At 68.8% G+C, this 13,222-nt stretch carries 12 protein-coding genes; 4 read left to right on the top strand and 8 right to left on the bottom strand.

The window, feature by feature from the left end; translation table 11 throughout:
* Positions 1-21: 21 nt before the first annotated feature.
* Both JI739_RS06345 and JI739_RS06340 read right to left on the bottom strand, forming a co-directional pair.
* Positions 22-1,089, bottom strand: a complete 1,068-nt coding sequence (locus tag JI739_RS06345) for an NAD-dependent epimerase/dehydratase family protein (RefSeq protein ID WP_201682959.1) — start codon at positions 1,087-1,089, stop codon at positions 22-24.
* A complete protein-coding gene (locus JI739_RS06340; protein ID WP_201682958.1) occupies positions 1,086-2,201 on the bottom strand; it encodes an NAD-dependent epimerase/dehydratase family protein in 1,116 nt (371 codons plus the stop codon). The genes JI739_RS06345 and JI739_RS06340 overlap by 4 nt, the downstream gene beginning before the upstream one ends.
* A gap of 167 nt (positions 2,202-2,368) precedes the next feature.
* On the opposite strand from JI739_RS06340, the gene JI739_RS06335 reads away from it, so the two are divergent.
* The 3 genes from JI739_RS06335 to JI739_RS06325 all read left to right on the top strand — a co-directional run bounded on the left by JI739_RS06335 (position 2,369) and on the right by JI739_RS06325 (position 5,457).
* On the top strand, positions 2,369-3,502 hold the full coding sequence (locus JI739_RS06335) for an inositol-3-phosphate synthase (protein ID WP_236589079.1): 1,134 nt from the start codon (positions 2,369-2,371) through the stop codon (positions 3,500-3,502).
* An 18-nt stretch (positions 3,503-3,520) separates the two neighbouring features.
* A complete protein-coding gene (locus tag JI739_RS06330) occupies positions 3,521-4,459 on the top strand; it encodes a beta-xylosidase (RefSeq protein WP_201682957.1) in 939 nt (312 codons plus the stop codon).
* Between the two features lie 371 nt (positions 4,460-4,830).
* Positions 4,831-5,457 carry a histidine phosphatase family protein gene (locus tag JI739_RS06325; protein WP_201682956.1) on the top strand — a complete coding sequence of 209 codons (627 nt, stop codon included), beginning with the start codon at positions 4,831-4,833 and terminating at the stop codon, positions 5,455-5,457.
* Here the strand turns inward: JI739_RS06325 and JI739_RS06320 are convergent.
* From JI739_RS06320 to JI739_RS06310, 3 genes are all read right to left on the bottom strand, one after another.
* Positions 5,435-6,379 carry a hypothetical protein gene (locus JI739_RS06320; protein WP_201682955.1) on the bottom strand — a complete coding sequence of 315 codons (945 nt, stop codon included), beginning with the start codon at positions 6,377-6,379 and terminating at the stop codon, positions 5,435-5,437. The two genes, JI739_RS06325 and JI739_RS06320, sit on opposite strands and share 23 nt — an antisense overlap.
* A complete protein-coding gene (locus JI739_RS06315) occupies positions 6,376-7,341 on the bottom strand; it encodes a UDP-glucuronic acid decarboxylase family protein (RefSeq protein WP_201682954.1) in 966 nt (321 codons plus the stop codon). Before JI739_RS06315 ends, JI739_RS06320 begins: the two co-directional genes overlap by 4 nt.
* Positions 7,342-7,414: 73 nt before the next feature.
* Entirely contained in the window at positions 7,415-8,599 is a 1,185-nt protein-coding gene (locus tag JI739_RS06310) for a DNA topoisomerase IB (protein WP_201682953.1), read from the bottom strand.
* 189 nt (positions 8,600-8,788) lie between these two features.
* Here JI739_RS06310 and JI739_RS06305 point away from each other — a divergent pair, with 189 nt between their 5' ends.
* Positions 8,789-10,285, top strand: coding sequence for a UDP-glucose dehydrogenase family protein (locus JI739_RS06305; protein ID WP_201682952.1), 1,497 nt, complete (start codon positions 8,789-8,791; stop codon positions 10,283-10,285).
* Between the two features lie 47 nt (positions 10,286-10,332).
* Here the strand turns inward: JI739_RS06305 and JI739_RS06300 are convergent, their stop codons facing one another.
* From JI739_RS06300 to JI739_RS06290, 3 genes are all read right to left on the bottom strand, one after another.
* Positions 10,333-10,740, bottom strand: a complete 408-nt coding sequence (locus JI739_RS06300) for a MarR family winged helix-turn-helix transcriptional regulator (protein WP_201682951.1) — start codon at positions 10,738-10,740, stop codon at positions 10,333-10,335.
* 62 nt (positions 10,741-10,802) lie between these two features.
* Positions 10,803-11,267, bottom strand: coding sequence for a metallophosphoesterase family protein (locus tag JI739_RS06295; protein WP_201682950.1), 465 nt, complete (start codon positions 11,265-11,267; stop codon positions 10,803-10,805).
* 150 nt (positions 11,268-11,417) lie between these two features.
* Entirely contained in the window at positions 11,418-12,773 is a 1,356-nt protein-coding gene (locus JI739_RS06290) for a glycosyl hydrolase family 8 (RefSeq protein ID WP_201682949.1), read from the bottom strand.
* Positions 12,774-13,222 lie beyond the last annotated feature (449 nt).

Below are 13,222 nucleotides of genomic sequence, written 5' to 3'. Positions count from 1 at the left end.
GGAATCTCCTTGCGAAGCGGTTCAGGCGGCGGTGGCCACCAGCGGGGTCCTGCCGGCCTCGGGGCTGCGCTCGCGCTCGGCCAGCCACTGGTACAGGCGCGCCGTGCCCTCGGCCACGGGCACCCGCGCCTGCCAGCCGGTGGCCTGCTGGAAGGCGCTGGTGTCCGAGACGTAGTAGCGCTGGTCGCCGGTGCGCCAGTCGTCGAAGGCCAGGCGCGGGCGGCTGCCGTGCAGGGCCTCGAGGCGGTCGACCAGGTCGAGCAGGCTGATGGTGTTGCGCGCGCCGCCGCCGATGTTGAACGCGCGGCCGGACAGCCGCTTGCCGTGCTGTTCGGCCAGCAGGAAGGCATCGACGAGGTCGTCGATGAAGAGCACGTCGCGCACCTGCTTGCCGTCACCGTAGATGGTGATGGGCTCGCCACGCATCGCGCGGATCAGGAAGTGCGCCACCCAGCCCTGGTCCTCGGTGCCGAACTGGCGCGGGCCGTAGATGCAGCTCATGCGAAGCACGGTGGTGGTCAGGCCGAAGCTGCGTGCGTAGTCGATCACGTACTGGTCGGCCGTGCCCTTGGAGCAGCCGTAGGGGCTGTGGAAGTCGAGCGGCCGTGCCTCGGTGACGCCGCCCGCGCGCCACTGCGCGTCCTGCGGCAGGTAGCGTTGGCCTTCGAGTACCAGCGGCACGTCGGACAGGCCGCCGTAGACCTTGTTGGTCGAGGTGAACACCACCGGCGGCGGCAACGGTTGCGCCCGCACCGCCTCCAGCACGTTGAGCGTGCCGAGCGCGTTGGTGTCGAAGTCCTCGCGTGGGTCGACCAGGCTGGTGGTCACGGCCACCTGCGCGGCGAAGTGGAAGACCTGCGAGACATCGTGCATGACGGCCTTCACGGCCTCGGCGTCGCGCACGTCGATGACGCTGACCTCCAGGTTGCTGCCATGGGTCTTGCGCAGCCACTGCAGGTTCTGCTCGACGCCGCGACGGCACAGGTTGTCCAGCACGCGCACCCGCCGACCCTCGGCCAGCAGGCGGTGCGCAAGGTTGCTGCCGACGAAACCGGCCCCACCGGTGATGAGCGTGACCGTGCCCCTCATACCGTCAGCCCCCGCGCCGACAGCTCGGCGCTCGCCTGGGCCACGCGGTCCTCGGCGGACTGGTCGGCCAGCCACTCGGCCAGCTCGGCCATGCCGTCGTCCAGCCGCACCTGCGGCTCGTAGCCCAGCAGGCGGCGGGCCCTGGTGATGTCGGCGAAGCAGTGGCGGATGTCGCCCACACGGTACTTGCCCAGGATCTCGGGCTCGATGTGCTCCTTGCCCATCACGCGGGCCAGGCGCTGGGCGATGGCGCGCACCGTCTGCGGCTGGCCGCTGCCCACGTTGAACACCTCGCCGGCGGCCTCGGGCGTTTCCAGCGCCAGCCGGCAGGCCCGGGCCACGTCGTACACGCTCACGAAATCGCGCTGCTGCAGGCCGTCCTCGAAGATCTTGGGCGGGCTGTCGTTGAGCAGGCGCGAGGCGAAGATGGCCAGCACGCCGGTGTAGGGGTTGGACAGCGCCTGGCGCGGCCCGTAGGCATTGAAGAAGCGCAGGGCCACGGTGGGGATCTGGTAGGCGCGCCCGGTGATCAGCGCCATGCGCTCCTGGTCGTACTTGGACAGCGCGTAGATCGACGCCAGGGCGGGGCTCTTGCTCTCAGGCGTGGGCACCGGCCGCAGCACCGCGCCATCGGTGTCGCGCAGCTCCCAGTCGGCTCGCCGCAGCTGGTCGAGCGAGCGCTCGCCGCCTTCGCGCACCTCGCCGTGCGGCGTCTTGTACAGGCCTTCCCCGTACAGGCTCATGCTGGAGGCGATGACCAGGCGCTCGACAGGGCGCGCGATCAGCGCTTCCATCAGCACCGCCGTGCCCAGGTTGTTCACGCGCGTGTAGTGGGCCACCTCGTACATGCTCTGGCCCACGCCGACCGCGGCGGCGAAGTGGTAGACCGCGTCCACGCCCTCCAGGGCGCGGTCGAGCGCCTCCCGGTCGCAGACGTCGCCCACCATCAGCTCGACATCGCGGTTCAGGTAGTCGGGGCGGCGGCCCTCGGGCCCGTGCACTTGTGGACTGAGGCCATCCAGCGCCCGCACCTGGTAGCCGTGCGCCAACAGCTCATCGGCCAGATGCGAGCCAATGAAACCGGCGCCTCCCGTGATCAGAATCTTCTTCATTCGAGTTAGCCCATTGTTGCGCCACGGAATGCTATGCCGTTTGCCGATATGCCGGGGCCGGTTCTGCTCTGCAATTGCTATTTTTTAATTGCAGAGCATTGCTCGCCCCACGGCTCCATTCGCGCTGTGTAGGATGCTTTTCCGCTGTGCTAAGGGGGCTATGAATCATGAAAAGGCTTCGCGTTGCCATCATCGGCGTCGGCAATTGCGCGTCGTCGTTGGTGCAGGGCGTGCACTTCTATCGCGATGCCACCGGTGACGATTTCGTGCCTGGGTTGATGCACGTCGACCTGGGGGGCTTGCGGCCGGGCGACATCGAATTCAGCGCGGCGTTCGACGTGAGCGCGCACAAGGTGGGCCTGGACCTGGGGGAGGCCATCTACGCCGAGCCCAACAACACCATCCGCTTCGCCGACGTGCCGCGCCTGGGCGTGCCGGTGCACCGGGGCATGACGCACGACGGCCTGGGCACCTACCTGAAGGACGTGGTGCCCAAGTCGACCGCCAGCACCGACGACATCGTGGGCATCCTGAAGGACACGCGCACCGACGTGGTGGTCTCGTACCTGCCGGTGGGCTCGGAGATGGCCACCAAGTGGTACGTGGAGCAGGTGCTGGAGGCCGGCTGCGCCTTCGTCAACTGCGTGCCGGTGTTCATCGCCTCGCAGCCTTACTGGAGCAAGCGTTTTGCCCAGCGGCGGCTGCCCATCGTGGGCGACGACATCAAGTCGCAGGTGGGCGCCACCATCGTGCACCGCATCCTCACCGACCTGTTCAAGAAGCGCGGCGTGCGGCTGGACCGCACCTACCAGCTCAATTTCGGCGGCAATACCGATTTCCTCAACATGCTTGAACGCGAGCGGCTGGTGTCCAAGAAAGTGTCCAAGACGCAGGCCGTCACCAGCCAGCTCGGGCACGCCATGGCCGAGAAGGACGTGCACGTGGGCCCCAGCGACTACGTACCCTGGCTGGCCGATCGCAAGTTCTGCCATATCCGCATGGAAGGCACGGGGTTCGGCAATGTACCGATGCAATGCGAAGTGAAACTGGAAGTGTGGGATTCGCCCAATTCGGCCGGTGTCGTGATAGATGCCATCCGCTGCGCCAAGATTGCGCTCGACCGGGGAATTGGCGGCGCGCTCAATGGGCCTTCCAGCTATTTCATGAAGAGTCCGCCCATCCAGTTCACGGATGACGAGGCGCGTGAATTGGTCGAGGCCTTCATCCGGGGCGACGCGGTGCCCATCAAGAGCCGCCGCCGCAACCACTCCGCGAAACCGACGGCCGTGAAAACGGCTTGATCACACCCAGAAGAACAAATGATCGAAGCCATCAAATTCTGGAACGAGCCCAACAACAAATCGCACTGGGACCTGGAACTCGATCCCGAGTGGAAGCAGTTCAGCCACATGGTGCGGCTGGCCAGCACGGCCTGCGCGGCCGAGAACCCGCATCTCACCCGGGTACTGGGCGGCATCTCGCCCATCGATCCGGCGTTCATCGCCCGGCTGGACGGCGCGGGTGTGCTCCAGGGGGTGCACGCGGTCGCGGTGCACGGCTTTCCGCTCGATTGGAACCACTGGGCGATCCACGAGTGGCCACAGAAGCTGGCCGAGATCCAGGCGGTGACCACGCTGCCGGTCTGGGTGACCGAGGTGGGCGTGTCCACCTTCGGCGCCGAGGAGGTGCAGGCCTGGGGCCTCAAGCGCAGTGCCGAACTGCTGATCGGACGGGCGCCGCGCATCCACTGGTATTCGCTGTACGACCTGCCCAAGGCCTGGCCGGCCACCACCCGCCATCGCGAGGCCGAGGGTTCAAGCTACTACCGGCACTTCCACATGGGCCTGCTGCGCGAGGACGGCACGCCCAAGCTGGCAGCGCACGAGTTCTCCGCCTTCACCCCCGAACTGGGCATCTGCCAGTGGTTCCATTTCGAGGACCACCGGCTCGACGACGCGGTGCGCTGGCTCAAGCGCCTGGGCGTCACGCGCCTGCGCACCGGCCTCAGTTGGGCCGACAGCTTCCGGCCGAACGCCGACGCCTGGTTCGACCGGCAGATGAAGGCGCTGGAGGATTTCGACCTCACGCTCACGTTCTGCTTCACGCCCGAGCACCGGGGCATCCAGCCGCACCACACCAGCGCGCCGCAGGTGCCCGAGGAGTACGCGGAGTTCTGCGCGCGCATGGTGCGGCGGTATGTGGGCGGCAGCGCCACGCCGGTGGAAGCTGCTCCTGCCTCCGAGGCGCTGCTGGCTTGATGCGACGGGCTCGAACGGAATCTTGTCATTCGCGTGAGCATGGTCCGTTTCTTTGTAGTGGTTCCTGTAGCGGTCGCGGCTAGCCGGGATTTCGCCCCGGCGGGCGAGTCCCTTTCTTTGTCTCGCCAAAGAAAGGAACCAAAGAAAGGCGACCCCACTGTCTGCGTCCCTCGCCGCCCTGCGGGCGCCGAGGGCAACCTGCGGTGCTCGGCCGGCGGGGGAAGCGCAGAAACTCGCCCCTGCGGGGCTCAGACACTCTGCGCTTCTTTTTCCCCGCCGCCCTGCGCTCCTCGGCGCAGCCACAGGGGATTTTCTTCACGGGCCATCGCTGCGCTCGGCCTCGCATTTCGGCGCGCGGGCTGCTGCCCGCTGTGGCTTTGAAAGTCCTGCTGGTGCGTCATGCCGAGCACGCGCTCGCCGGTCGGGCGCTGGCGGGCCGCCTGCCCGGCGTGGGCCTGAACGAGCGGGGGCGCGAGCAGGCGCGAGCCTTGGGTGAAGCCTTGGCCGCCAGCCGCGAGCCACCGACCGCCCTCTACAGCAGTCCGCAGCCGCGAACGCGCGAGACCGCGCAGGCACTGGCCGCGCGACTGGGCCTGCCGGTGGAGCTGGCACCGGCTTTCGACGAGATCGACTTCGGTGAGTGGACGGGGCGCAGCTTCGAGGAGCTGCGCGCGCAGGATGCGGACCGCTGGGCCTGCTGGTGTGACCAGCGCTCACGCGCCACGCCGCCAGGCGGTGAGCCCTTCGCCCAGGTGGCCGAGCGGGCACACGCTGGCCTGGAGCAGCTCGCGCGCCGGCATCCGTCCCAGGTGGTTGCCGTCGTGTCGCATGCCGACGTGATCAAGGCGCTGATCGCCATGCAGCTGGGCCTGTCGCTCGATGCGCTGGAGCGCCTCGAGATCGGCTGCGCCTCCGTCAGTGCGGTGGAGATGGGCCTGGATGCGAGCGGCGCGCCGTGGTCGCGCGTGCTCGCCCTCAACGCCAGCGGCTGGCCTTGACTTCGTCCGCCAGGGCGCGGGTCACCTCGCTGATCACCCCGTCCCAGTCGTCGGGCGCCGGCTGCCGGAACAGGCGCATCGTGGGGTACCAGGGCGTGTCGCTGCGGCTCTGGCCCCAGCGCCAGTCGGCCTCGTGCTTGAGCAGCAGCCAGGTGGGCCGGCCCAGCGTGGCCGCCAGGTGCGCCGGCATGCCGTCGATGGTGATCACCAGGTCCAGCTCCAGCAGCGCCGCCGCGGCCGACAGCGCGTCGGCAGTGCGGCGCCAAAGCGGCACCATGCGCGCGTCGCGCTCGGTGGCCTCCTGCTGCAGGTCGTAGAAGCGCACGCCCGGCGTGCGCAGCAGCGGGTCCAGCCGGTCCAAGGGAATCGACCGGCTGCCGTCCCATGCGCTGGCGCCCCAGACCAGGCCCACACGCCATTCCTCGGGCCGCGCCGGCAGCATGAAGACCTCGCGCTGGCGCACCCAGTCGGCCAGCGGATACGGCGGCGGCACCGTGGCCGGGGTGCTGCGGCAGGCGTAGGCCAGCTCCATCACTTCGAATTCCACCTCGTGCGGTGGCGGATGGTCGGTCCAGGCGTTGCTCACCAGGCCCAGGCCCGGCGCGCCCTGCAGCAGGCCCAGCAGCGCCGGCGGCACCAGGAAGTGCAACTCGCGCGCCTGCGCCTGCAGTGCCGGTACGAAGCGCATGAACTGCAGCGCGTCGCCCAGCCCGCGCAGGCAGCGCACCCGCACCGAGCGGCCGGCGACGGGCGTGCCGTCCCAGACCAGCTGGCTGGCATCGCGCACGAAGCCGGGGCGACCCTGCGCCGCGCGGCGCGGGAGCTCGATGCGGTCGGTCTGCTGCCACGCCGCCTCCCAGTCCCCGGCGAGCATGGCGGCCTGCCAGCGGGCGCCGACGTCGGCCAGGTCTTGCGCGTTCACGGTTTCTCGGTCGAAAGCAGTTGGTCGAAGTACGCGATGGTGCGCTGCAGGCCTTCTTGCAAGGCCACGGTGGGTTGCCACTGCAGCTTCTCGCGCGCCAGCCGGATGTCGGGTCGCCGCTGGGTGGGGTCATCCTGCGGCAAGGCCTCGTGCACGACGCGCGAGCCTGACCCGGTCAGCTCGATGATGGCCTGCGCCAGCTGCAGCACCGTGTACTCGCCGGGGTTGCCGAGGTTGATGGGGCCGGGACAGGCCGCATCCAGCCGCATGAAGCGCACGAAGCCATCGACCAGGTCGTCCACGTAGCAGAAGCTGCGCGTCTGGCTGCCGTCGCCGTAGACCGTGATGGGTTCGCCGCGCAGGGCCTGCACGATGAAGTTGGAGACGACCCGGCCGTCCTTGGGATGCATGCGCGGGCCGTAGGTGTTGAAGATGCGCGCCACGCGGATGTCGACCTGGTGCTGGCGGTGGTAGTCGAAGAACAGCGTCTCGGCGCAGCGCTTGCCTTCGTCGTAGCAGCTGCGCACCCCGATGGGATTCACGTGGCCCCAGTAGCTCTCGGCCTGCGGATGCTGCTCGGGATCGCCGTACACCTCGCTGGTGCTGGCCTGGAAGATGCGGGCCCGGTTGCGCCGGGCCAGCTCGAGCATGTGGAGCGCGCCCAGCACGCTGATGCGCGTGGTCTGCACCGGGTCGTGCTGGTAGTGCACCGGGGAGGCCGGGCAGGCCAGGTTGTAGATCTCGTCGACCTCGAGCGCACGCGGTTCCGTCACATCGTGACGAATCAACTCGAAGCGCGGATGGTCCAGCAGGTGGGCGATGTTGCGCTTGCTGCCGGTGAAGAAGTTGTCGAGGCAGACCACCTCGTAGCCGTCGTCCAGCAGCCTGTCGCAGAGGTGGCTGCCCAGGAAACCCGCGCCGCCGGTGACCAGGACCTGCCGGCGTTCGTTATAGGTGCGCATCCCTTGTTTCTCCCTCGCGTCGGTGGCGACAGCGGTGGGTTATACCGACAAACCGCCGAGCCGTGGGGCAGCCTCAGGCGGCCGCACGCGCCTCCTGCCTGGGCTTCGGCGGGGCGTCGCCCTTGCCTTTGCCCTTGCCGTTCAGCGCCACCAGGCTGTCGGCCAGCGCGCCTTCGAGCGAACGGTTGATGCGCTGGTCGAGCAGCTTCAGCACGGCCCTCTCTTCTTCCTTCAGGCCGGCCGCGTCGCGCAGCTCGGCGTCCGCACGCCGCTTGAGTTGCAGCAGCAGTCCGCCGGAGACGTAGGCGTCCAGGATCTCGGGGTGGACGTAGCACTTGCGGCAGATGGCCGGTGTGTTGCCCAGCCGCGAGGCCACGTGTTCGATGGCTGCCTTCAGGTTCTTCCTGGCCGTCTGCTGCGTGTCGGCCGCCTCCAGCTCGTGCAGGGCCAGCGCGGCCATGACGGTGCCGGCCCAGGTGCGGAAGTCCTTGGCGGTGACGTCCTGCCCGGTGATCTCGCGCAGGTAGGCGTTGACGTCGTCCGAGCTCACGTCGCAGGGCTGGCCCTGCTCGTCCACGTAAGCGAACAGCTCCTGCCCCGGCAGCTCCTGGCAGGCGCGCACGATGCGCGCGACCCGCCGGTCGCTGGTCTGCAGGCGCCAGGTCTTGCCGCTCTTGCCGGTGAACTGGAAGCGCAGCTGGGTGCCTTCGACCTTGACGTGCCGGTTGCGCAGCGTGGTGAGGCCGAAGCTGTTGTTGTCGCGTGCGTAGTCGTCGTTGCCGACGCGGATCAGGGTGGTCTCCAGCAGGTGCACCACGGTGGCCAGCACCTTCTCGCGCGGCAGGCCGGGCAGGGCCATGTGCTCGGCCACCCGGGCCCGGATGGCCGGCAGCGCGCGGGCGAATTCGAGCATGTGCTGGTACTTGTTGCTTTCGCGAACCTCGCGGAACTGCGCGTGATAGCGATACTGCTTGCGACCGCGTGCGTCGCGCCCGGTGGCCTGCAGGTGTCCGTTGGCGCTGGGGCAGATCCACACCTCGGTCCACGCCGGCGGGATCGCCAGCTTGCGGATGCGCGACAGCGTGGCCTCGTCCTCGATGGGCTCGCCGTTCGGCTTGACGTACGCGAAGCCATCCCCCTCGCGCTCACGGCGGATGCCCGGGCGGTCCGGCGACACGTAGCGCAGGCCGGCTTCCTCGGCGGATTGCATCGCTTCGGCGATGCGGGCCGGCGCGGCGTTCTCGGCGGTCTTGTCCATCGGCCGATGCTGGGTGGCAGCAGCTGCGTGGAAGCGTGGAGTCCGCCGCTTCGCACGGTCCGTGGGCACCCGAATCGAGGTAGGAGCGTGCTTACGCGCAGACGGGCGAAGACGACCACTTGGTCGAGGTTCTGCTGCTTACCCTCGGAGCTCGCCAAAGCGAACCCAAACGCAGGGAGTGCAGCCCGTATGAACGTCACGATCGTCGGCACCGGTTACGTGGGTCTGGTCACCGGTGCCTGCCTGGCGGACCTGGGTCACCATGTGTTCTGCCTGGATGCCGACGAGGCCAAGGTGGCGATGCTCAACGACGGTCGCATGCCCATCTACGAACCCGGGCTGGACGAGCTGGTGGCGCGCAACCGTGACGAGGGACGCCTCAGCTTTTCCACCGACGTGAAGGCGAGCGTGGCATTCGGTGACCTCCAGATCATCGCCGTCGGAACACCGCCGCGCGCGGACGGCAGCGCGGACCTGCGCTTCGTGCATGCGGCGGCCAAGGCGATCGGCCGCCACATGGACCGCTTCAAGGTCGTGGTGCAGAAGTCCACCGTGCCGGTGGGCACCGCCGAGCAGGTGTCGCGCATCGTGCGCGCCGAGCTGCACGCGCGGGCCAAGGACCTGGACTTCTCCGTCGTGAGCAACCCCGAGTTCCTCAAGGAGGGTGCGGCGATCGACGACTTCATGAACCCGGACCGGATCGTGCTGGGCGTGGACGACGATCTGCCCGGGCGGCGGGCGCTCGGGCTGATGCGCCAGCTCTACGGGCCCTTCAACTGCAACCAGGAACGCACCCGCGTGATGGACGTGCGCAGTGCCGAGCTGACCAAGTACGCGGCCAACGCGATGCTGGCCACGCGGATCTCCTTCATGAACGAACTGGCCAACCTCGCCGACCGGCTGGGCGCCGACATCGAACTGGTGCGACAGGGCATCGGATCGGACCCGCGAATCGGCTACAGCTTCCTGCAGGCCGGCGCCGGTTACGGCGGCAGCTGCTTTCCCAAGGACGTCGATGCCTTGTGCCGCACGGCGCTCGAGCGTGGGCAGCGGCTGTCCGTGCTGGAGGCGGTGCAGTCGGTCAACCAGCGCCAGAAGCTGGTGCTGCTGCAGAAGGTGCTGGGCCATTTCGGCGATGACCTCGCGGGCCGTGAATTCGCGGTGTACGGGCTGGCCTTCAAGCCAGGGACCGACGACATGCGGGAGGCACCGAGCCGGGCCATCATCGCCGGCCTGCTGCGGGCGGGCGCCCGGGTGGCGGCCCACGACCCGGTGGCGCAGGAGTCGGCGGCGCGCGCGCTGGCGCAGGACCTGGCCGACGAGCCTGAACTGCTGCAGCGCCTGCGCTACGTGGAGCGCCCGGCCGAAGCGCTGGTGGGCGCCGATGCGCTCTTGCTGGTGACCGAGTGGAAGCAGTACCGGGTGCTCAATCCGTCGCAGCTGAAGCGCGCGATGCGCACGCCGGTGGTGTTCGACGGCCGCAACCTCTGGGACCCGGACCAACTGGCCGCGGCCGGCGTCACCTACCTCGGCGTGGGCCGCAGCAACCTGGCGCAGATGCGCGAGGCGAACCCGACGCCCCAGCCCGCCCAGCAGCTGGCGCTTGCCAAGAAGAAGCTGCGCAATGGGGCGGTCTCGTCGACGCGCACCCCCAACGCCGGCGACGCCCTGCCGGCGGTGGGCTAGGCCCCCCGCAGCGGACTTCGGCGCCTCCCTGGGGTGGGCGCCCGGGGTCAGCCGGCCCGGTCCGCAACCTGGGCCAGTGCGAGCCGCTCGGCGTCGAGGCTGGCCGATACTTTTTCCAGGGTGCGTCGGCCCTTGGCGGTGAGGTGTACTTCGACCAGGCGGCGGTCCAGGTCGTTCTCGCGGCGGCGCACCAGGCCGGCTTGTTCGCAACGCGTGACCAGGGCGACGACACCATGTGGCTGGGCCTGCAGGCGCTCGGCCAACTCGCCCACACTGGCCCAATCCCGACCTTCGAAGCCCTGGGTATGCAGCAGCAGCTGGTGCTGCAAGGTGGTGATGCCGGCGCGGCGGGCCGCGTCTTCGCTGACCCGGAGGAAGCGCCTGAGCTGGTAGCGGAACTGCGACAAGCGCTCCCACTGCGTCTTCTCGACGTGCTTGATCTGGCCTCCGGTCATCCTGCGTCGCACCCTCGGATACTCAACCGGGCAAATGTACACGCCGGCCCGGCGCACGGGCGTCAGGCGAGCGTGTGGATGCCGGCCTGGACGTGGCCGTCGTCCCGGATTCGCAGCTCACCCACGCTCACCGGCAGCGAGAAGCGGCGGGGCCCCGCGCTGCCCGGGTTCACGAACAGCAGCCCGTCGCGTTGCTGCACCAGCGGCTTGTGCGAATGGCCGGACACCACCACCCGCACCCCGGCGGGCACCGGCTCGTGCCGCAGGTCGGCCAGGTCGTGCAGCACCAGCACGCGCACCGGCCCGACCTCGGCCAGGGCGCGTTCGGGCAGCGCCTGCGCCCACTCGCCGTGGTCGTTGTTGCCGCGCACGGCCACCACCGGCGCCAACTCACGCAAGGCCTCGAGTGCGTCGGGCGTGACCAGGTCACCCGCATGCAGGATCAGCTCACACCCGCGCAGGAACTCCACCGCTTCCGGCCGCAGCAGCCGATGCGTGTCCGAGATCAGTCCGATGCGGTGGGTCATAAGGAAAGAAAAATCCGCTCATCTCCCGATCGCGGCCTCAGGCCACCGTGCAGCGGTAGGCCGCTCCAGTGCCAACGCGGAACCGGCTTCGCCGGGCCGCTGTTGGCGCCCCCCTGGGGGGGAAGCGGCCGGTGGCCGCTTCGGGGGGGGTCAAGGCCTCCACCAGTTGCCCGAAGCGACGATCAGCGGGATCAACTGCAGCTCGGAGTCGTAGTAGAGCGTGGTGAAGTTCTCGGTGTTCCAGGTCCACAGGCGATTGAGGAACTCCTGGTGCGCGGGGTCGACCATGGCGCCGCACAGCAACGGGCCGATCATGCCCTTGGGGCTGTAGGCGCGGCTCATCGCATAGCCGTTCAGGTGGTAGCCGGCCGACACGCGCGCCGGGTCGCCGCCGGTGTCCTGCTTGATGAACGCCATCAGCTTGTTCAGCACGTTCTTCCAGCGCTCGTCGCCCGAGCACACGTAGTCGGTGCCGTAGCGCCACGGGTTGCGTTGGGCGTTGGCGTAGTAGTAGCCCTCGGTGTCCACGAAGTCGCCGTAGCCGCCGGGCGAGGGAATCGGGCTGGCGGTGTCGGTGTGGATGATGAAGTCGGGCATCAGGCCGGTGCCGGGCGCGAAGCGCGTCTGCATCAGGTTGATCAGCTCGTAGGAGCGGTCCACCGCGCGGTCCCACAGCGCATCGCCCGTTGCCTTCTTGTAGGCGCGGAAGTGGCCGATCATGTAGTCGGAGGTACGGCTCACATGGGATCGCGGCAGGCCCTTGGTCGTGCCGTCTTCCTTCATGTTCCAGTACTTCATCGCGTGGATGGTGTTGATGCCTTCCTGCAGGTAGTTCCACTTGCCGTCGGACCCCCACTGGCGGTCGGCCATCAGCAGCGCCATGGCGATGTCCTGGTCACCGTCCATCGCGTTCCAGCCACCGCCCGCCGCGTCGGTGGACGAGCCGTCCCGCACCAATCGCCAGTCCATCAGCCAGGGGCGGGCGCGCTGGTCGGGGATGCTGTAGGCGGGGCGGGCGCGCACGGTGGTGAGCAGCCCGTCGAAGACTTCGCGCGCCTGCGGGTCGTGGCCTTCCATCAGCACCACCAGCACCATGCCCATGCCCATGCCTTCCGAGACGGTCAGATAGCTGGTGCTGTTGCCGAACTTGACGGCCTTGCCGCCCGGGACGGTGGGGACGTCGACCACGTTCTCGCGCTTCCAGCGGTCGTAGAGCGACTTGATGGTGTGGTCCATCTGCTCCTGGCTGACGTGGTTCGGCTGGATGCCGAACTTGTAGCGCTCCAGGCGCGAGCCGAAGGGGTAGCCCTTGGTCGGCGCGGGCGCGGCCGTGGTCTCGGCGGCCGGGGCGGCAACGGCCTGCGTCGCCGGGCCGGGCGTCGGTTCCGCGGCCGGTGCGAGGTCCGCAGCCAGCTTGGGATCTCCACCGCCACCGCCTCCGCAGGCCTGCAGGGCCAGGGCGACGGCAGCGGACGAGCCGGACTGAAGGAACAGGCGTCTTCTCATGGTTCAACGACTTGTAAAAAGGGTTCGGCTCGGCAGCGGCGCTGGGCCGGGCGTTCCCGTGGTTGAAAGATGAGCTGCGGCTTTTCAGGACCGGTCCCCTCAGGCCGCCGACCCCCCTGGGGCCTCGCGGTCGAGCACGGTGCCAACCTCAGCAAGGCCCGGACTCTAGTAGGAGAAGTCCGACAAGGCGCCGGCGGCGCCGCCTACAGTCGTAACGATTTCCGAGGAATGTTTGGCTAAAGCGCGGGTGGGCAAACCCCAGGCAGGGCGGCTGGCGAGCACTTGATGCGGATCAAGGCTGAGGTTTATTTCACGGCTGAGGCTGGGATGTGAAGACTCAGCCACGAAGCTCTTGCGGGACCGGAAGATTCAGGCCCGGCAGAGCCATGGAGGCCGAAGCAAGGTTCAGCCACAGAAGTTACGTTTGAACGCGAGATGCGAGAGGCCTT

The sequence above is a fragment of the Ramlibacter aurantiacus genome (assembly GCF_016722895.1).
Taxonomy (GTDB): Bacteria; Pseudomonadota; Gammaproteobacteria; order Burkholderiales; family Burkholderiaceae_C; genus Ramlibacter; species Ramlibacter aurantiacus.
The sequence above is the reverse complement of the archived record's forward strand: the minus strand, read 5'-3'. Positions and strand labels throughout refer to the sequence as shown.